The sequence below is a fragment of the Natronobeatus ordinarius genome (genome assembly GCF_024362485.1).
Classification (GTDB): domain Archaea; phylum Halobacteriota; class Halobacteria; order Halobacteriales; family Natrialbaceae; genus Natronobeatus; species Natronobeatus ordinarius.
Genome location: NZ_CP101456.1, coordinates 1,863,465 through 1,882,632, shown reverse-complemented (window position 1 = coordinate 1,882,632; position 19,168 = coordinate 1,863,465). Strand labels below are relative to the sequence as shown.

General features: G+C 66.5%; 18 protein-coding genes and 1 tRNA gene. 9 read left to right on the top strand and 10 right to left on the bottom strand.

Annotation, left to right across the window (positions count from 1 at the left end; translation table 11 throughout):
- Window positions 1–63: 63 nt before the first annotated feature.
- Window positions 64–1,248 carry an MBL fold metallo-hydrolase gene (locus NMQ09_RS09760; RefSeq protein ID WP_255194393.1) on the bottom strand — a complete coding sequence of 395 codons (1,185 nt, stop codon included), beginning with the start codon at window positions 1,246–1,248 and terminating at the stop codon, window positions 64–66.
- Between the two features lie 87 nt (window positions 1,249–1,335).
- Window positions 1,336–2,781 (bottom strand): NCS2 family permease, encoded by a 1,446-nt coding sequence (locus NMQ09_RS09755; RefSeq protein ID WP_255194392.1) that lies wholly within the window; start codon window positions 2,779–2,781, stop codon window positions 1,336–1,338.
- A gap of 229 nt (window positions 2,782–3,010) precedes the next feature.
- Here NMQ09_RS09755 and NMQ09_RS09750 point away from each other — a divergent pair, with 229 nt between their 5' ends.
- From NMQ09_RS09750 to NMQ09_RS09740, 3 genes are all read left to right on the top strand, one after another.
- Window positions 3,011–3,661 (top strand): potassium channel family protein, encoded by a 651-nt coding sequence (locus NMQ09_RS09750; protein ID WP_255194391.1) that lies wholly within the window; start codon window positions 3,011–3,013, stop codon window positions 3,659–3,661.
- A 650-nt stretch (window positions 3,662–4,311) separates the two neighbouring features.
- Window positions 4,312–5,349, top strand: coding sequence for a DUF5787 family protein (locus tag NMQ09_RS09745; protein WP_255194578.1), 1,038 nt, complete (start codon window positions 4,312–4,314; stop codon window positions 5,347–5,349).
- 153 nt (window positions 5,350–5,502) lie between these two features.
- On the top strand, window positions 5,503–6,948 hold the full coding sequence (locus NMQ09_RS09740) for an MATE family efflux transporter (protein ID WP_255194577.1): 1,446 nt from the start codon (window positions 5,503–5,505) through the stop codon (window positions 6,946–6,948).
- An 8-nt stretch (window positions 6,949–6,956) separates the two neighbouring features.
- Here NMQ09_RS09740 and gatB read toward each other — a convergent pair whose 3' ends face one another.
- Window positions 6,957–8,441 (bottom strand): Asp-tRNA(Asn)/Glu-tRNA(Gln) amidotransferase subunit GatB, encoded by a 1,485-nt coding sequence (gatB, locus tag NMQ09_RS09735; RefSeq protein WP_255194390.1) that lies wholly within the window; start codon window positions 8,439–8,441, stop codon window positions 6,957–6,959.
- A gap of 74 nt (window positions 8,442–8,515) precedes the next feature.
- Entirely contained in the window at window positions 8,516–9,613 is a 1,098-nt protein-coding gene (locus tag NMQ09_RS09730; protein WP_255194389.1) for an LEA/WHy family protein, read from the bottom strand.
- A gap of 284 nt (window positions 9,614–9,897) precedes the next feature.
- Here NMQ09_RS09730 and NMQ09_RS09725 point away from each other — a divergent pair, with 284 nt between their 5' ends.
- Complete coding sequence (locus tag NMQ09_RS09725; protein ID WP_255194388.1) at window positions 9,898–10,677, top strand: RNA methyltransferase; 780 nt, start codon at window positions 9,898–9,900, stop codon at window positions 10,675–10,677.
- A 7-nt stretch (window positions 10,678–10,684) separates the two neighbouring features.
- Here the strand turns inward: NMQ09_RS09725 and NMQ09_RS09720 are convergent, their stop codons facing one another.
- From NMQ09_RS09720 to NMQ09_RS09705, 4 genes are all read right to left on the bottom strand, one after another.
- Window positions 10,685–11,887 carry a M20 family metallopeptidase gene (locus NMQ09_RS09720; protein WP_255194387.1) on the bottom strand — a complete coding sequence of 401 codons (1,203 nt, stop codon included), beginning with the start codon at window positions 11,885–11,887 and terminating at the stop codon, window positions 10,685–10,687.
- A 447-nt stretch (window positions 11,888–12,334) separates the two neighbouring features.
- Window positions 12,335–12,407: transfer RNA gene (locus NMQ09_RS09715), tRNA-Arg, on the bottom strand.
- A 15-nt stretch (window positions 12,408–12,422) separates the two neighbouring features.
- Window positions 12,423–12,710 (bottom strand): twin-arginine translocase TatA/TatE family subunit, encoded by a 288-nt coding sequence (tatA, locus tag NMQ09_RS09710; RefSeq protein ID WP_255194386.1) that lies wholly within the window; start codon window positions 12,708–12,710, stop codon window positions 12,423–12,425.
- A gap of 153 nt (window positions 12,711–12,863) precedes the next feature.
- A complete protein-coding gene (locus NMQ09_RS09705) occupies window positions 12,864–13,151 on the bottom strand; it encodes a GYD domain-containing protein (RefSeq protein WP_255194385.1) in 288 nt (95 codons plus the stop codon).
- A 122-nt stretch (window positions 13,152–13,273) separates the two neighbouring features.
- On the opposite strand from NMQ09_RS09705, the gene pyk reads away from it, so the two are divergent.
- The 5 genes from pyk to NMQ09_RS09680 all read left to right on the top strand — a co-directional run bounded on the left by pyk (window position 13,274) and on the right by NMQ09_RS09680 (window position 18,143).
- Window positions 13,274–15,031 carry a pyruvate kinase gene (pyk, locus tag NMQ09_RS09700; protein ID WP_255194384.1) on the top strand — a complete coding sequence of 586 codons (1,758 nt, stop codon included), beginning with the start codon at window positions 13,274–13,276 and terminating at the stop codon, window positions 15,029–15,031.
- A 39-nt stretch (window positions 15,032–15,070) separates the two neighbouring features.
- A complete protein-coding gene (locus NMQ09_RS09695; RefSeq protein WP_255194383.1) occupies window positions 15,071–15,526 on the top strand; it encodes a DUF7312 domain-containing protein in 456 nt (151 codons plus the stop codon).
- Window positions 15,527–15,569: 43 nt separating this feature from the next.
- Window positions 15,570–16,202, top strand: coding sequence for an NfeD family protein (locus NMQ09_RS09690; RefSeq protein WP_255194382.1), 633 nt, complete (start codon window positions 15,570–15,572; stop codon window positions 16,200–16,202).
- Window positions 16,203–16,279: 77 nt separating this feature from the next.
- Window positions 16,280–17,446, top strand: coding sequence for an SPFH domain-containing protein (locus tag NMQ09_RS09685; RefSeq protein ID WP_255194381.1), 1,167 nt, complete (start codon window positions 16,280–16,282; stop codon window positions 17,444–17,446).
- A 79-nt stretch (window positions 17,447–17,525) separates the two neighbouring features.
- A complete protein-coding gene (locus NMQ09_RS09680) occupies window positions 17,526–18,143 on the top strand; it encodes a winged helix-turn-helix transcriptional regulator (RefSeq protein ID WP_255194380.1) in 618 nt (205 codons plus the stop codon).
- A 22-nt stretch (window positions 18,144–18,165) separates the two neighbouring features.
- Here the strand turns inward: NMQ09_RS09680 and NMQ09_RS09675 are convergent, their stop codons facing one another.
- Window positions 18,166–18,819, bottom strand: coding sequence for an HAD family hydrolase (locus NMQ09_RS09675; protein WP_255194379.1), 654 nt, complete (start codon window positions 18,817–18,819; stop codon window positions 18,166–18,168).
- Between the two features lie 79 nt (window positions 18,820–18,898).
- Window positions 18,899–19,135, bottom strand: a complete 237-nt coding sequence (locus tag NMQ09_RS09670) for a DUF7123 family protein (RefSeq protein WP_255194378.1) — start codon at window positions 19,133–19,135, stop codon at window positions 18,899–18,901.
- Window positions 19,136–19,168 lie beyond the last annotated feature (33 nt).

Genomic DNA, 19,168 nt, shown 5'->3' with positions numbered 1-19,168 from the left:
ACTCGCGTAGTCGAACGGATCGGGTGACGTATTCGACTGCCGCTTCCCGCTGCCCGCCCACACTCAGTCGTTCGCGACCATACTGTCGGCCGACGCCGCACACCGGTTCGGGCCGAGTTCGAGTTCGGTCGCCTCCGCATCGTCTGCGAGCTCTCGGTGGCCGAGGTTGGTCGCGATGACCGTCTCGTAGTTCGGCGGCTTCGACGGCAGGTTCTCGAACATGTGCTCGACGAATTCCTCTTCATCGAGCGAGAGCGCCTCGTTGTGCCGCCGGAGATAGCCAATCTCCGAGTACATCGGCTCGCCAGGGGTGACGTCGATCGCCTGTCCGTCGTCGCTCAACGAGAAGTGAGCGGGCAGGACCTTCACGCCGTCCGGCTCGGCGAGGACGGTCTTGTGCAGGGAGTCGTACATGACTCGAGCGCCGTGTTTGGCGTCCTCGCCTGCGAACTGGAGCTCGGTGCGTGCGATCGACTCGACGAACAGCCCGTCGCCCGAAAGGAGCGTCTCGTCGTCGATCAGGTAGCTCGTCATCCCCGTGGTGTGGCCGGGCGTGAACAGCGCCTTCACGTCGACGTCGCCGACCTCGACCACCTCGTTTCGCTCGAGCGGGTCGTACGCGAAGGAGGGATCACGGGTTTCCACCCGGCGGCCGAGGTGGTAGGGGACGTCCAGTTCGGTCGCGAGGGTCCGGCCGCCCGAGAGGTGGTCAGCGTGGACGTGGGTGTCGAAGACGGCGGTAAGCTCGTAGCCCCGTTCGTCGGCGAGGTCGAGGTACGTCTCGTGGTGGCGCGACGGGTCGACGACGACGGCCTCGCCCGCGTCGGCGTCGGCGACGACGTAGCTCAGACAGCCTTTCGCCCGGCGCTGGACCTGCCAGAGCTCGAGGTGCTCCCGACGCGTCGGAATCTCGACGACGTCGTAGACCTGACTCCACCCCTCCATCCCGTCGCCGACGGTGGCGACGTTTCCGTAGCCGCGTTCCTCGAGCACCTCGGCGAAGGCGGCCGAAGCGACCCCTTTCGCACAGATGGTGACGAGGTCGTCGTCGGACTCGAGGCCGAGGTCAGACTCGAGGCCCTCGAGGTCGCCGCGCAGCTCCGAGTGGGTTGCGGAGTAGGCCACGTTGTGGGCGCCGTGGACGTGCCAGCCCTCGAAGTCCTCGGGATTTCGGGTGTCGATCAGGACGAAGTCGTCGTCCTCGTCGATCCGATCGCGCAGATCCGCCGCAGTAATCTCGGAAACCATGGCTGGTCGTCTCTGAGGAGTCGTGTCGGTATATGCGTGTGGGTGTGTGAACACGTAGACGTCGCCAGCCCGAACGCGGGTTGGGCGTTAGAACGTGATAGCGCCCATCTGGACGGAGAAGTAGATCACGAAGTACGCCACGAAGGCAACCGCGAGCGTCCACTGCCCGAGGCTGACGTCACGGCGTTCGCCCATCGCGGCCTTGACCAGCGGGTAGCTGATGATCCCAGCTGCGAGGCCGTTCGCGATCGAGGTGGTCAGCGGCATGATCGTGATCGTGAGTCCGCCGGCGATCGCCCACGCGGGGTCCTGCCAGTCGATGTCGGCGACGCCCTGGAGCATGATGATCCCGACGACCACGAGCGCGATGTAGGTCGCGTACTGCGGAATCGAGGCCATCAGCGGGACGAGGAACAGTGCGAGGAAGAAGAACGCACCGACGACGAGCGCGGTGAATCCGGTGCGGCCGCCCTCCTCGATCCCGGTCGCGGACTCGATGTACGTCGTCACCGTCGACGTGCCGATCATCGCCCCGAACGTCGTGCCGACCGCGTCGGCCATCAGCGGCTTCTCGGCTTCGGGGAGGTCACCCTCCTCGTTCAGGAAGCCGCCGATCTGGGAGACTCCGATGAGCGTCCCCGCCGTGTCGAAGAAGTCGACGAAGAAGAACGTGAAGACGACGAGCGCGAAGACGAGGGGATTGTCGCCGATCATGCCGAGTCCTTCGACGAAGCCCCAGAACAGCGGGGTGAAGTCGTACTGGACACCCTCCACCGTCTCCGCCGGCGTGAGGACGCCACGCTCGACGACGCCGCCGAGGGTAAGCGCCCAGCCGGCGATCGCCGTCGTCACGATCCCGATGATGATCGAGCCGCGGACGCCCCGGGCGTACAAAAGCAGCGTCAGGACCAGGCCCGCGAGCGAGAGTGCGGCAACCGGACTTTCGAGAACGTTCCCGAGCGTGACGAGCGTCGCGTCGTAGGCGACGACGATCTGCATCTCCTGGAGGCCGAGAAAGAGCAGGAAGACACCGATACCGGCCCCGACGGCGAACTTCACCGGCTCGGGGAACAACTCGAGGATGTACCGGCGCGCCCCGACGGCAGTGAGCGCGATGAAGATGACCCCCTCGACGAAGACGGCCGCGAGCGCGAGTTGCCACGGGACGCCGAGGGCGACGACGACCGTGAACGTGAAAAACGCGTTCAGGCCCATTCCGGGTGCCAGTCCAAACGGCCGGTTCGCGTACAGCGCCATCACCAGGATGGCGACGATCGACGCGAGAATCGTCACGACGGCGAGCATCTGGAAGATCTCGCCGCCCGTGTAGGTGACGCCGTTGATCGTCGCTTCGTCCCTGAACTCTCCCGTCTGGGCGTCCCAGAGGATCGCGTCCGAGAGGATCGCGGGATTGACGACGATGATGTACGCCATCGCCAGGAACGTGGTCAGCCCGGCGATCGTCTCCCGTCTGTAGTTGGTTTCGTGCTCATCGAATCCGAAGAAGTCGGCGATACTGTCTGATGCCCCCATGTTGGACGTTCGAGCATTGATACACGCATTAGTTAAAGTTTCCGGAGCAGATTCCGACAATTGTATGCACGTTTGTGACGATTTAGTGACTGATAGACGAGAACTCTGCGTCGAGTGGCCGATCGAAATCCGGGTTGGGCCGGTCGATCGAGGCGCGACGATCGCTCGAGAGCGCACAGTCATCGATTGGGACGAACGTATTTCAGCCCGGAGTGCGTAGGTTTCTGCCATGAAGTTCGTTATCGTTGGGTACGGCCGGGTCGGCTCGCGGACGGTCCGAATTCTCGACGGCGAGGGTCACGACGTCGTCGTCGTCGACAACGATCCCGATCGCATCGAACGCATCCAGACCGACGGCTTCGAGGCCGTCCGGGGCGACGGCGACGACGAGGAGGTGCTCCTCGAGGCCGGCGTCGCCGACGCCGACGCGATCGGCGCGTTCACGCCCGACCTCAACGTGAACTTCGCCGCCTGCATGGTCGGCAACCACCACGGCTGTCGGACCGTCCTGCGCATCGACGAGGACTACCGCGAGGAGATCTACGAGACGTACGCGGACGAGGTCGACGACATCGTCTATCCGGAACGACTCGGCGCCGCGGGGGCGAAAACGGCCCTGCTCGGCGGCGACTTCAACGTCGTCGCCGACCTCGCCGCGGACTTACAGCTCACCGTCCTCGAGGTCGGCGCGGAGTCGTCCGCGGTCGGCAAACGGCTGAGCGAACTCGAGTTGCCCGAGTCGGCGCGCGTCTACGCCCACGGACACGATCGTGAACCGCTGACGATACCGCTGCCGGGGACGGAGCTGGCCGCCGGTGACGAACTCGCGGTCATCGCAGAGACCAGCAGCATCGACGACGTCCGCTCGGCGGTACAGTGATCGCGGCCTACGAGATGGAGACGTTATCGTGAAAGAGCAGGCGCGCGCCGGAGGAGGATGGGAGCTGAACCGCCGACTCTGCGCGCCTGGGTGAGCCATTGGGCTTGTGGTGGCATAAACGTGTGTCAGACTATCGCACGACGAGTGTCAGACGAGTACCGGTGACCGGACGTCGTCACGGTGTCCTGTGATACGGATTATTGTAACGTTTTACCGGTGATCGCTCGAACGGGTCAGCGATCACCGGTAACGAATCACAATAGACCGTATGAGAAACCCGTCCGCTCGAGCGCCGTCGTCCGCAACGGATCGGTGAGCAGTCGACGGCAGCCGTTCGGTCGACTGGCTGAGTGGGCGACCGATTCGACGCTCGCCCCGACAGCGAGGCCGGAGGCCGGCTCGAGCGGTATCGGTAAGCGGTGGGGCCGGTGCCTGACCGGCCGGCCGCGTGGCCGTATTACCCCCCGTCCGTTGATGGCATCGAGGTGAACACGACGGACGGTACGTCGATCGTTGGGGCGGTCCTAACCTAACCGTATTGGCGCGCCCATCGAATTCGATGCTCGAACCATGTGTATGGAACCAACACACCAGTTCGATCGGTGAAAACCACAGCACACAAGCGAGCGCCGCTCCTCGAGTCGGGCGTGATCGACGGCTCCGACACCGAGTTCGGCTTCGAACTGCGGAGCTGCCGGTGGGCCGAACTGGCGTGGCCGCCCGACGACCGCTCGTCCGGGGCCGTCCTCGTCGCCCGCCAGCTCGGGACGAAACGGCGCCGATGGGATACGATCGTCCTCGAGTGCGATCCCGACGGCCTGCGTAAACGGGCGCGATTCGGCCCCGAACGCCTCGATAGCGACCTCCGGCACGTGATCCGAAACGCGCCCGCGGAGTGGGCCTACTACCGCGACGCGCTGCCAGAGCCGGGCTACTCGTGGCGGTACGTCCGTGAGGCGATCCACCGCGCCGACGACCGGGGGATCCTCGAGACTCGCCGGAACGGCAACCGCATCGAGATCCGCCGGCGGTGGGCCTACCCCGACTGGTTCGAGCGGGTGATCGCGATCGAGAACAAACCCGACCTCGACGCGGCCGCCGCCCGCGACCTCCGGCCACAGCTCGAGTTCGACGTCGCGCTGGCACTCGCCGACGAGGTCTGGGTCGCGACCCGTGCGACGGGCGAGCGGGTCGAGCCGGTCCTGTTCGAGGACCTTCCCGTCGAAGCCGGCATCCTGACCCTCGAGCCTGAAACACTCGAAGCGGACGTCGCCTGGTACCCACGGACGCTTTCGGTCGAGAAGCCAGGGACGCACATCCTCGAGCGACCGACGGGCGGCGACCGGGACGCCTCCGCCGCCCGATTCGAGTACGTCGACCCGGCGGAGAAGACTGAACTCCGCCTCGGGATCGCCGAGCGCGCCTACGAGCGCGGCTGGCGGTCGTTCGTCGAGACGATGCGTCCCGACTGTCGCCACTTCGAGCTTCGGGACCTGAACGGCCTGGTCCCACGCTGTGCGTCGAAAGGGCGGTGCCAGACGGCTGCTGAGTGTGCCGGCTCGTGTCCCGCCTTCGAACCCGAGCCGCCCGCCTGGCGGACCCGCGACTGGCCGCTCGAGGGCGGCCCGGGTCGACTCTGTCGACGGCTGCTCGAGGATCGCCGACGGCGGCGACGGCCCGGACTGTAGCGGCCGTCCCGGCCTGTAGCGTTCGCGTTCGACCGACCGTTCCGACTGCGCCGTCGGGAAACCGGCAACGGCGAGCCCGATGGGAGTCCTTTTCAGTCGGCCGGCCGACGAACGCACCAAGCCGTGGCCGAACCCGAGCGCAAGCGCGTCGACATGACGACGGGGGCAATCTCGCCGAAGCTCGTCCAGCTAGCCTGGCCGCTCGTGCTCGGCAACCTGTTGCAGACGTTCTACAACCTCGCCGATATGTTCTGGGTCGGCCGCGTGAGCGCGGAGGCCGTCGCGGCCGTCTCGCTCATGTTCCCGCTGTCGTGGATGTTCGTCTCGACGGCGATGGGACTGACGGCCGCCACGATCGCGCTCGTCTCTCAGTACGTCGGACGCGGGAACGACCGCATGGCCGACCGGGTCGTCGCCCAGACGATCCTGCTCGCGATCGCCGTCTCGTCCGTCCTCGCCGCGCTTGGACTGTACTTTCGGCGGCCACTGCTCGAGCTCATCGGCGCGCAGGATCAGGTGTTCGTCGAGGCGCTCGCATACATCGAGGTCATCTTCCTCGCGCTCCCGCTCACGTTCCTCTTCTTCGCGTTTCGCTCCTCGCTCCAGGGAGCGGGCGACACGAAGACGGCGATGTGGCTCGTGCTCATCTCTGCGGGGCTCAACGTGATCCTCGATCCCTTCTTCATCCTCGGCTGGGGGCCGTTCCCGGAAATGGGCACTCGAGGGGCGGCCGTCGCGACGTTCATCGCTCGCGCGTTTGCAACGGCGGCAGGCGTCTACATCCTGCTCGACGGCCGGTTCGGCGTCAGGCTCCGGCTCGGGGATCTGACACCCGACCTCTCGATCCAGCGCCAGCTGGTCGACATCGGCTACCCGGCGACGCTCGACGGCTGGGCGCGAAGCTTCGCCGCGGTCGCGATGGCGGGCTTCGTCGCCCGGTTCGGCGCCGCGCCGACGGCCGCCTACGGGATCGGCGTCCGGTACATGTCGATCACGTGGTCGGTCGCGGGCGCCCTCGGTGATGCGACGGCGACCGGGGTCGGCCAGAATCTCGGGGCGCGAACGCCCGACCGGGCCGCGCGAGTCGCCTGGGTCGCCACTGCGGGGACGATGGCCATCATCTTCGCCGTCGTCGCCCTCCTGCTCGCCTTCCCTGCCCAGGCGATGGCGATCTTCGTCGACGACCCCGAGGTGATCGCCGAAGGTGTCGTCTTCCTGCGGATCATCGGCCCCTTCTGGGCGCTGTACGCCGGGATGATGGTCCTTCAGGGCGGCTTCCGCGGGGCCGGCAACACGCGAGAGGCGCTGGCGCTCTCGCTGCTCTCGCGGTGGGTGTTTCGCATTCCAACCGCGCTCGTGCTCGCCTTTACCGCCGTGACGATCCCGTACCTCGGAATCACGGTGCCGACGGTCGGCTCGATCGACCTCGGCGTCGACGGCATCTGGTGGGCGTTCGCGTTCGGCATGGCCGCCTCGTTCGTCGTCGCCGTCGCCTGGTTCCGGCTCGGGACGTGGAAAGAGGCCGTCGTCGGCGAGGACGAGCGACCGGCGTCCGCCGACCGAAGCGTCGAGGAGGAGCGAGAGTACGTCGACGACTGACCGGCGCGCTACCCCTCGAGTTCAGCTCGCAACAATCCGTTCACGTCGCCGGGGTCCGCGCTGCCGCCCGTTTTCTGCATGACCTGGCCGACGAGGAAGTTGATCGCCCCTCCCTCACCGTCCTCGTAGTCCGCGACGGCGTCGGGGTTCTCCTCGATCGCCTCGAGGACCGCCCGTTGCACCTCGTCTTCGCCCGTCTTCCCGAGGTCCTCACGGTCGACGATCGTGTCGGGATCGTCGCCGTCGTCGAGCATCCCCCGGAGGACGGTCTCTTTCGCGTTCTTCGCCGTGATCTCGTCGGTGGCGACGAGTTCGACCAGGCGGGTAACCTCCTCGAGGCGGTCTGCGACGTCCGTAATCGCCATGTCGCGGTAATTGAGCTCGCCCAGTAGCTCGTCGGCGACCCAGGCTGCGGCGAGGTCGGGATCGAACTCGCTGGCGACGTCCTCGTAGAAGTCGGCGACCTGCTTCGTCGTGGTGAGCTTCGAGGCCGCCTCGTCGCTCAGGCCGTACTCCTCCTGGAACCGCTCGCGCCGGGCGGTTGGGAGCTCCGGAATGGCGATCTCGCCTTTCCAGTGGGAAACGCGAAGCGGCGGCAGGTCGGCCTCGCGGAAGTAGCGGTAATCTTTCTCCTCTTCTTTCGAACGCATCGAGACCGTGATTCCTCGAGACTCGTCCCAGTGGCGGGTCTCCTGTTCGACCGCGCGTCCCCGTCGAACGGCGTTTTTCTGGCGGGTTTCCTCGTAGGCCAGCGCCTTCTCTGCGCCCTTGTGACTCGAGATGTTCTTTACTTCCGTCCGGTTGGCGGCCTCGAGCGCCTCGAGGCCGATCTCGCCGTCGTCGTCGACTTCCTCGCCCGGGATGATCGAGAGGTTGGCGTCCACGCGCAGGCTGCCGTCACGACTCGCGTCGAAGACGCCGAGGTACTCGAGCACCTCCTCGAGTTCGGCGAGGAACGCCCGCACCTCCGCGGGACGACGGAAGTCCGGGGCGGTGACGATCTCCATCAGCGGGATGCCCGCGCGGTTGTAGTTCACGAGGGTGTACTCGGCGGTGTCGATGTTGCCGCCGACGTGCTGGAGGCTGCCGGGGTCTTCCTCCAGGTGCGCGCGCTCGATGGTGACGGTCCGACGCTCGCCCTCGACGGCGATCTCGAGTTCGCCGTCCTGGCAGATCGGCTCGTCGTACTGCGTGATCTGGAAGTTCTTCGGCAGGTCGGGGTAGTAGTAGTTCTTGCGGTGAAAGCGGGTCTCCTCGGGGATATCGGCGTCGATCGCCTTCCCGATCTTGACGGCGGCCTCGACGGCCGCCTCGTTCAACACGGGCAGCGAGCCGGGGAGACCGAGACAGACCGGACAGACGTTTACGTTGGGTTCGTCGGCCGGCTCGGTCGGACAGCCACAGAAGATCTTCGTCGCCGTCTCCAGCTGGACGTGAACCTCGAGCCCGATCACGGTGACGAGGTCCCCCTGCTGGACGGTTTGTGCGGTCATTGCCCCTGGTTCGGCTTCGGCGGGGTAAAACGTAACGGGACGCGGCGCTCGTCGGGACGCCACAGGGACGTCGGTCACGGCCGCGGCGATCGGTCGGTCCCATCACCTTCTACGCCGCCACGATTGCCATCGTGATCAACCCCGTCGTCATCGACCTCATCGTCACCAACCCCGTCGCCATCGACCCCATCGTGATCAACCCCGTCGCCATCGACCCCGTCGCCACCACCGTGGTCGGTTTCGATCGTCTCTTCGTGGGTGAGGTCGTCGAGCGCCACGGTGATCGTCGACCCGTCCGGCAGTTCGGCGACGGCCTCGAACTCGAGGCGGAGGTGTGACGTCTCGTCGTTCTCGAGGTGGCTGCGCCACCACGTCACGAGCCGCTCGTTCTCGAACGCCACCGTTCCGTCGACCGTCGTCTCCTCGCCTGACTCGATGACGTACTCGCGGTCGATTGCCCCCTCGCCGAGGACGACGTCGTTCACGGTGAGGACGTATCGGACGGCCGTGACCGAGACGTTCGCCCCGGGATTGTACACGTCGAACGCGAGCTCGAGTTCGGTCCGTCGCTCGTCGACCGCACCCCACTCCGCCCGCGTGGCGTTGACGAACAGCGTCTGTGCCCCGGCGACCGCGATCGGTCGCGTTTGCTCGGATCGGAACGACGAGAGGAGGTCGGTCTCGACGGTCCGGGTCTCCTCGACGGCGATCCCCCGATCGAACAGGTCGCTCGAGACCTCCTCCTCGACGACGACGTCGGTCCGCTCGCCGCTGGACACGTGTGAGGCCCACCACGCCGGAATCCGGTCGTGGTGAACCTGGGTGGTGAGCGTCTCGGTCGAGCGACCGGGCTCGAGCGTGAGCCGCTCGCCGGTCTCCGCGGCCACCTCGGCGTCGTTCAGCCTGACGGTGTATTCGGCCGAGACGGCTGCTGATTCCGCGCTCACGGGATTCGGATTGTCGACGACTAGGTGCGTTCGCACCTCGGTGTGTGAGCGCTCGACCGCGCCGACCTCGACGTCGGCGCCCTCAAGCGACGGGACACCGACGACGCCCGCGGCGTACCCGATGGTGAGTGTCCCGGCGGTGACGACGGCGACCACGAGGACGAACGTCACCAGGACCCGGAGGGCGTAACCGACGTGGCGGAGTGTCAGAGCGGCGCGGCTCATCGGGCAGTCGACCGAGAACGATCCACTACGCCGACCGATATGATACCGTCGGGTCGCCCCGATCCGATCGACGCCGATTCAGCTCGGTTCGGCCCGATCGTCGTCGATTCTCCAGACGGCGCAGGGTCCTGGTGGCCGTGAGCCACACCGCCGGTGGCGGCCGGTAACCGGCACTTTTTGTCCGTTCGCGCGAACCCCCACGACATGGCGACAGTGGACCGCGGATCGACGAGCCGCCTCGACGGGACCGACGGATCGTCGAGTCGACTCGAGGAGGACGACGGATGACCGCGGACGAATACCCCCTCGACGAGTCGGGCGGCGAGCGACGCGGCCGAACGCCGCCGGCCGTCGCCGTCGTCGACGCCAAGACGCCCGGCAACGTCGGCACGATCGCTCGAGCGATGAAGAACTTCGGCTTCGAGGAGCTGTTGCTCGTCGACCCGCCGGAACTCGACCCCGACGGCGAGGCCTACGGCTTCGCGGGCCACGCCCGCGAGGACGTCCTCCCAAACGCCCGGGAAGTCACCTTCGAGCGCCTCGTCGAGCACTACCACACGATCGGCTGTACGGCCGTCACGAACGAGGACGACCGCAACCATGTCCGCTTCCCGTTCTCGACGCCCGCCGAACTGGCCGACCGCCTGCCGACGGTCGAGGCCCCCACCGCCCTCGTCTTCGGCCGCGAGCGCGTCGGCCTCACCAACGCGGAACTCGCCCGGATCGACGAGATCTGCTCGATCCCCGCCAACGCCGACTACCCCGTCCTCAACCTCGGCCAGGCCGCGACGATCACCCTCTACGAACTGCGCGACCTCGCCCTCGAGGAGACCCAGCTCCCCGACGTCGAGCGCGTCCGGTCCCCCGAGCCGCTGCTCGAGCGGCTGTACGACGGGTGGGGAGAGCTACTCGAGGAACTCAACCATCCCGAAGAGAAACGCGAGAAGACGATGCGGATGATCCGCCGGGTGTACGGCCGAGCGGACCTCACCGAACGGGAGGTGAACACCTTCCTCGGGCTGCTCAGACGGGCGACCGAGCGACCGGATCAAAAAGGGAAATAACTCCCCGTCACTCACCAGCGAGCAGCTCTCGAGTCACTCGCTCGAGAATCTCCCGACCCGCCTCGACCTCGGCGAGGTCGACGTACTCGTCGATCGTGTGGGCCTGCTCGAGACTCCCCGGACCCCAGGTGATCGCCTCGAGTCCCGCGTCGTTCACGAAGTTGCGCACGTCGGTCGAGGCGCGGATGCCCCACGGCTCGGTCGACGCGTCCGTGACGGCCGCCGTGTGCTCGCGGGCGGTCTCGGCGAGCGGGCTGTCGACGGGAATCGCGGCCGCCTCGTACGTCGCCGTCCGGCGCCACTCGAGGTCGATACCCGCCTCGCGAACGTCTTCGACCAGCACGTCCACTTCCGCATCCACCGCTTCGAGCGTCTCGCCGGGGAGGACGCGACGGTCGAGCGTGACGAGCGCCTCCTCGGGGAAAACGGCCTTGTTCGAGTCGCCGCCGGCGACGACCTCGGTGACGGTCGCGTACGCCTGCCCGACCAGGTCGTCCTCGCGTTCGCGGAGCTCCTCGTCGTAGGCCTCGATGCGCTCGAGGACGACCCGGAGGTCGTCGATGGGGTTGTGCCCCCGCTCGGGCTGACTCGCGTGCGCCGGCTCGCCCGGCACGGTCAGCTCGTACCACCCGAGTCCCTTCGCGCTCGTGGCCACGCGAAACGACGTCGGCTCGAGGACGATCCCGTAGTCGCCGTCGAATCCGGACTCGAGCAGCGTCTTCGTCCCGGGGTCGCCCGTCTCCTCACCCATCGCCGCGTGGACGACGATCGATCCCTCGAGCTCGCCGCTCTCGAGGTCGGGTACGAACTCGAGCGCTGTGAGCATCGCGAGCGCGAGGCCGGCTTTCATGTCGACGCTCCCCCGGCCGTAGAGGCGGCCGTCCTCGATCACCGGCTCGTACGGGTCGTTCGTCCAGGCGTCGACGTCGCCGGCCGGCACGACGTCCACGTGGCCGTTGAGGACGAGCGCGGGACTCCCGTCGCCGACGCGCGCACCGACCTGCGGGCGCGTCTCGTCGGGTTCGGTGACGAGCGTCGACTCGATTCCGTGATGGCCGAACCACTCGTGAATGTACTCGGCGCAGGCGCGCTCGTTCCCCGGCGGATTTTCGGACTCGCGGCGGACGAGTTCGGCGATCAGCTCCTCGAGCGACGTGGGGTAGGCCTTCGAATCCGCGCTGTCCGGTCCTCCACCGTCACCCGTCGTCACGCCGACCCCTCCGCGGTCGCGAGTCGGGGAACGATGTCGTCTCTGCCCGCGTGAATCGGACGTGAGAACGTGTACTGCTCGCGTGGTCTGTCAGTGGTCGTCATGTCTTCGACAGGGTACTCACGGGACAAATAGTATCGGACTCCGGCGCGGTGGTCATGACTGCCGTCGAACAGTGCTCTCGAGGCTCGAGTCGCTAATCGGTGGGACGAGGCTCGAGTCGCTAATCGGTGGGACGAGGCTCGAGGCGACTGGCAGCGCGATGAGGCCCGGGGCGGCCAGCGATCGGATCGTGGGGAGTTCGCTCGAGGCAGTTGAGGGCCGTAGGTTCGGGCGTGACGGGATTCGAACCACGCCTGAGAACCTGCTCGCGTCGCTCGCAGAACCTCAGTCTGATTCGAATCCCGCACGATCCGTTATCGGCCTCGCTATCGCTCGGCACGATAACGGGCGTGACGGGATTCGAACCCGCGATCAGAAGGTTAGGAACCTCCTGCCCTCTCCGCTAGGCCACACGCCCCCTCGAGAAAAGCGATCAGTTGGTTTCCGTGTCGGTTTCCTCGTCCTCTCGCGTCACCGGCTCGGTGTCGACGAAGCTGTCGTCGTCATCGTCGAGGTCGTAGTTGCCGGTTTCACGCATCTCCTCGAGTTCGGTCTCGACCTTTTCACGCCCCTTCTGGAACTCGCCCATGGCCTCACCCGTCGACCGCGCCAGCTTCGGGATCTTGCTCGCCCCGAACAGCAAGATGGCGATGAAGAGGATTATCAGTAGTTCTGGACCCCCTGGAGTGGGGACGAACAGCGGTGCAATTTCGGCTACCATCTCTATGCGTGGCTTACCCGCTGCCAATTATAACCTTTTTGGACCGGCCAGTCGTTCACGATCCGTGATCTGTCGTGACGAATCGAGCGCCGAACGGCCGCGTTGCACCCGCTCGTCCTGGTTCGGTCGGTGTTCGGCCGAGACGCAGTGCCGTCAGATCTCGTCGACGAGATGGGCAAAGTCGTCGGTGTCGACGAGTGGAACGGTCTCGCAGTCGAGACCGTGACGATGGAGCGTCAGTGCGGACTTGAACGCCCCCTCACGATCCGGAGCGTCGAAGATCACCAGAAAGTCGTGCCCGCCGAGGATGGCGTACGACTCGAGCAGTTCCGCGTCGTGGGATTCGAGTTCGGTCTTGATCTCGCCCCAGATCGACGCGAGCTCCTGTGCGTTCTGGACCGTCCGGTCGTCGACGTCGATAAACGATGCGTAAGTGACCATACAACGGGCTAGCTGATACCGTCTCAAAACGGTTGGCGTGGCAGGTGCACGGCCGCGTGACGTCGGGTGGTGCTCGAATCGAACTCCCTACCTTTTTGCCAACCTTGGCAGTACGGTCGGGTATGAGAAACGCGAAGATCGTCTGTACGCTCGGGCCTGCCTCGAGCGATCAGCGCACGATCCGAGAGCTTGCGGAGGCGGGGATGTCCGTCGCGCGGCTGAACGCGAGCCACGGGACGCCGGCCGATCGGGCCGAGTTGATCGACCGCGTCCGGGCGGTCGACGAGGCCAAACCCGAACCCGTCGCCGTCATGCTCGACCTCCAGGGGCCGGAGATCCGGACCGCACCGCTGCCCGACGGGGAGACGATTCACCTCGAGACCGGCTCTAAAATCCGGTTCGTCGAGGGCGAGGAGGTGACGCCCGACGTGGTCGGCCTCTCGACGCCGATCGGTCGCGTCGAGGCCGGCGACCGGGTGCTCCTCTCAGACGGCATGATCGAGACGACGGTCGTCGACACCGTCGGCGGGGAAGTCGTCGCTCGCGTCGACAGCGGCGGCGACCTGGCAGGCCGACAGGGCGTCAACGTCCCCGGCGTCGACCTCGACCTCGAGATCGTCACCGAGAGCGATCGGGCAGAGCTCGAACTCGCAGCCGAGAAGGACGTCGACTTCGTCGCGGCGAGTTTCGTCCGCGACGCGGAGGACGTCTACGAGGTCAGCGAGGTGCTCGAGGAACTCGGCGCGGAGATCCCGACCGTCTCGAAGATCGAACGGGCGGGCGCCGTCGAGAACTTACCGGAGATCATCGACGCCTCCTACGGGGTGATGGTCGCTCGTGGGGACTTAGGCGTCGAGTGTCCGATGGAGGACGTCCCGATGATCCAAAAGCGGATCATCCGCCAGTGTCGGAACGCGGGGAGCCCGGTGATCACGGCGACGGAGATGCTCGACTCGATGGTCCACGCCCGACGGCCGACGCGCGCGGAGGCCTCGGACGTGGCGAACGCCGTCCTCGACGGCACCGACGCGGTGATGCTCTCGGCCGAGACCGCGGTCGGCGACCACCCGGTCGCGGTCGTCGAGTCGATGGACCGCATCGTCCGCCAGGTCGAAGGCTCCGAGGAGTACCGGGAACTCCTCGAGGCACGGGTGCCAGCGCCGGGTGACGCCCGGACGGACGCGCTGGCGCGGGCGGCGCGCTTTCTGGCGCGAGACGTCGGGGCGGACGCGATCGTCGCGGCGACCGAGTCAGGCTACACGGCGCTCAAGACGGGGAAGTACCGGCCCGGGGTGCCCGTCGTGGCGTCGACTCAGACCCAGTCGGTCCGCCGGAAGCTCGCCCTCTCCTGGGGGATCACGCCGCTTTTCGCCGAGGTGTCCGACCAGGGAGCCGACGCGGTGATCCAGCGGGCGGTCCAGTCGGCGCTCGACGCCGGCGTCGCAGAAAGCGGGGACACCGTCGTCGTCCTCTGTGGGATGATGACTCACCTCGAAGGTGCGAACACGACCAACATGCTGAAAGTCCACGTCGCCGCGGAGACGCTAGCGACGGGTCGCGTGGTCGTCGAAGGGCGCGTCTCGGGGCCGATCGCACACGTCACAGACGGGGGTCTCGAGGACGTTCCCGACGGCGGGATCGTCACGCTCGGTCCGGGCTTCGACGAACAGTTCGACGGCGATCTGCAACGGATCGGCGGGATCGTCGACGCGCGACGAGGGATGACCGGCTATCCCGCACTCGTCGCGCGCGAACTCGACGTGCCGATGCTCAGCGGCGTCGATCTCTCCGAGCTCGAGTCGGGGACAGACGTGACGATCGACGCCGAGCGAGGCGTCGTCTACAGCGGCGCCATTGAGGGCGGGGCCGAAAGAACGTAGGGCGGCGGGTTTTTCAGTTCGCACCGAGTACGCACGTGCATGGCAGAAGACGCGTCCGGTCCGGGGCCGGACGGCCGTGACGACGAACCCCGAGACGACGCCCGAACCGAGTCCAGCGACGGTGTAGAGTCGGACGAGACCGAGTTCGTGTTCGGCGACGCCCGACCAGTGGACGACGCCCGCCCCGTGAGTGACGACGATCAGTTCCACGACGATCACGAGCACGGACGCCACCGATTCGACGACGCGGGAGGTCCCGACCGTGATTCGGAACCGCAGCCGGCCGAGCACGAGCGAATCCCCATCGATCTCGCTGACCGACCCCGGGGCGACGAAGCGGTGGACGACGACTCGGACCCGTACGGTCCCGAGCCGAGTTCGACGCCGGTCGAACCGGGCGACCCCTCGCTCGAGAACGCGATTTTCGTCTTCCTCGGTGCCGTACTGATGCTCCTCGTGATCGTCCGGCTGGTTTCGCTTCTCCCGTTCGGATGAGCGTCGGTAAACACTTAATCGGGCTGAGACCCTAGCCCCGACTATGATCGAACTGCTCTTCGATAACTTGCCGCTCGCGCTGCTGGCGGCAGGCCTCGTGCTGATGGCGCTCGAGGCGCTTTCCCCGGGAGCTCACTTCATCGTTCTCGGCGTCGCACTCGCCGGCGCGGGGCTGGTCGGGCTGCTGGTCGGCGCGGTGTTCCCAATGATCGCCGCGCCACTCGTCCTCGCCGCACTGACGCTGGCGTTCGGTGCCGCCGCGACCTGGGTCTACCGCGAGTTCGACTTCTACGGCGGGAAGGGAACCGCCCAGACCAGCGACTCGAGCCGGCTCGCTGGTTCGACCGGCTACGTCACCGAGACCGTCACCGAGCGCGGCGGGCAGGTGAAACTCGACGATGGCGGTTTCGCACCCTACTACAGCGCCCGGACGACCGATGGGACGATCGAGGAGGGCGAGAAGGTGGTCGTCCTCGACCCCGGCGGCGGGAACGTCATCACCGTTACCCCGTACGGCGCGCTCGAGGAAGACGAGATCGACCGCGCACTCCAGCGCGAGGCCGCGAGACAGTCCCAAGAGGAAGGGGAGCCGGACGAGGAGTCGCTCGAAGAACTCGAGAGCCGACTCGAGGGAGCAAACGAGGATCGGACGACCGAGACTGAATCAGAGCGCTGAACGGCGCGACGCCGACGCTCGGTCGCGACGTGTTGACAGAGGGAACGTTTTTCACCGTACCGCCACAACGTCCGCATATGATTCCGGAGGCCATCATACTGCAAGCCGATCTCGGAACCGCCGGCTTAGTTCTCGGTGCGCTCGTGCTCCTCGTCGTCATCGTGGCGCTGCTGAGCGCGATCGAGATCGTCAACGCGTACGAGAAACGTGCGCTGACGGTGTTCGGGGAGTACCGCAAGATGCTCGAGCCGGGGATCAACTTCGTGCCCCCGTTCGTCTCGAAGACCTACCGGTTCGACATGCGGACCCAGACCTTAGACGTCCCCCGCCAGGAAGCGATCACGCGCGACAACTCGCCCGTGACTGCCGACGCGGTCGTCTACATCAAGGTGATGGACCCAAAGAAGGCGTTCCTCGAGGTCGACGACTACAAGCGGGCGGTGTCGAACCTCGCCCAGACGACGCTGCGTGCCGTGCTGGGTGACATGGAGCTCGACGACACGCTCAACAAACGCCAGGAGATCAACGCGAAGATCCGCACAGAACTCGACGAACCCACCGACGAGTGGGGAATCCGCGTCGAGTCCGTCGAGGTTCGGGAGGTCAACCCGAGCAAGGACGTCCAGCGCGCGATGGAGAAACAGACCTCCGCCGAGCGCCGTCGCCGTGCGATGATCCTCGAGGCACAGGGTGAACGCCGCAGCGCCGTCGAGAAGGCAGAAGGTGACAAGCAGAGTCAGATCATCCGCGCCCAGGGTGAGAAACAGAGCCAGATCCTCGAAGCCCAGGGTGAGTCGATCTCGACCGTTCTCCGCGCGCGCTCTGCGGAGTCGATGGGTGAACGCGCCGTCATCGACCGCGGCATGGAGACGCTCAAAGAGATCGGACAGAGCGAGTCGACGACGTTCGTCCTGCCACAGGAGCTGTCCTCGATGGTCGGGCGCTACGGCAAGCACCTCTCAGGCAGTGACGTCAAAGAAGACGGCCACGTCCTCGACAGCCTCGAGTTCGACGAGGAGACGCGCGAGCTGATCGGACTGGACGACATCGCCGAAATCATCGGCGAGATCGATCAGGAAGCCGAGATGGACGTCGAGGAGATGGAAAAACAGGCCCAGGCGATCAAGGAAGGCCAGGATCCGGCAGAGATCTCCGATCCCGAAGACGTGATCGAGGAGATGGACCAGGAGTTCTCGAGCGACGGCGGGACCGAAGCCGGGCCCGACGGCTCGAAGAACGACTAGAGCGTGCTGACAGTCCCGGTTCGGAAACCGAACCGGAGCGAAACTCGTTTTAGGGTACACCCCGTTTCGGACTGTAGTTATGGGACCGCGTGAGTCGGTCGACGAGGAGAAGCGGGCGACGCTCCGTCGGTTCGCCGCCGTCGGAGCGGCTGCCCCGCTCGCTCGCTTCTCGGAGTCGGCCGCGGCCGAGTCGGGCGAAAGCGACGCCCGCGACGCCATCGCTGGCTACCTCTCGACCACCCCGGGCGCACACTTTTCGAAGATCAGAGACGACCTCCAGCTCGGTACCGGGGAGACCCAGCACCACCTCCGCCGACTCGAGGAGGCCGGCACCGTCGAGCGCTACCGGGACGGAGACTACAAACGATTCGTCCCCGCCGGTCGGTTCGACGACTTCGAGAAGACGGCGCTGGGTTACCTTCGCCGTGAGACCCCACGCGGGATGCTGGTCGAACTCCTCCGTCGACCCGACGCGACCGCGAGCGACCTCGCCGAGGTCCTCGAGGTCTCCCCGCCGACGGTGAGCAAGTACGCCGGCGAACTCGAGGAAGCCGGGCTACTCGACCGGGAAGACGGCTACGCAGTCGAACGCCCCGAAACCGTCCTGCTGTTGCTCGTTCGCCACGCCGACTCCTTCGGCGGTCGGGCGTCGGAGCTGGCGTCGGTCGCCGACGAACTGATCCGCTACGAGGGGTGACGGTGACCGCCGGACGCCCCGGTCACTCGAGAATCGTCACCAGCTCCTCGAGCGACCGCAATTCGTACGTCGTCCCGTCCGGAAGCGGCGCCGACTCGTTGTGCGATCGTCGCAGGTACGCCGCCTCGAGTCCGACCGCCCGCGCGGCACGGACGTCCGTTTCCCTGTCACCCACGTAGACGCCGTCGTCGGCGTCGAGTTCCGCGAGCGTTCGCTCGAGGTAGTGGGGGTCGGGTTTTCGGCGGCGGCTGCCGTCGATCGTCGGTGGTCGTCCCCGAACGGCCGCAAAGGGGAGCTCGAAGTGCGTCGCGACGAACGAGACCGTCTCGTGGCGGTTGTTGCTCACGAGTCCGAGCGTCGCCTCGGGCGCGAGTTCGTCGATCGCGTCGACGTCGTCGTAGAGCGCTCGCTCGCCGGCGCGGAGTAGCTCGTGGGAGCGACGCGAGGCGTGTTCGTCTTTCGTTTCCCAGAACACGTCCGGATCGACGCCGAGGTCGGCGGCGTGCTCGAGTACCGGTTCGATCGCGTGTCGACGGAGGGCACGCCGCTGGGCTGGCGTCGGTTCGAGGCCGAGGGCCTCGATGGCGTCGTCCGCGGCTGCGGCGTAGATCTCGGGGTCGGTGCCGGTTCCCTCGAGGATCACGCCGTCCATGTCGAACAGGACCGTGTCGGTCATTCGGTTTGATTTTCGACAGGACAGCAAAAAGTAGTGTCGGTGCCCGTCGGCCGCCGGCGTCTCGGCGCTGGTCGAAGTTCTAGACGCTGACTTTCCAGGTCGTACTCGAGGAGTATCCCCACTTCTCGATCTCGACGTCGTAGTCGCCGTCCTGGAGGGCGGTGATGTTCGAACCGACCTCCTTGGCCGTCATCCCGAGCTCCTTGCCGATCAGCCGGGATTTGAAGTACGTCTTGGTCGCCGCGTTCTCCTTTAAATACTGGAGGATGCGGTGCTGTTTGGTCGTCAGCTCTGCGGGGGCCATCGCACTGCTCATATTTCACAGCACGGTGCCATCCCCTTTAGGGGG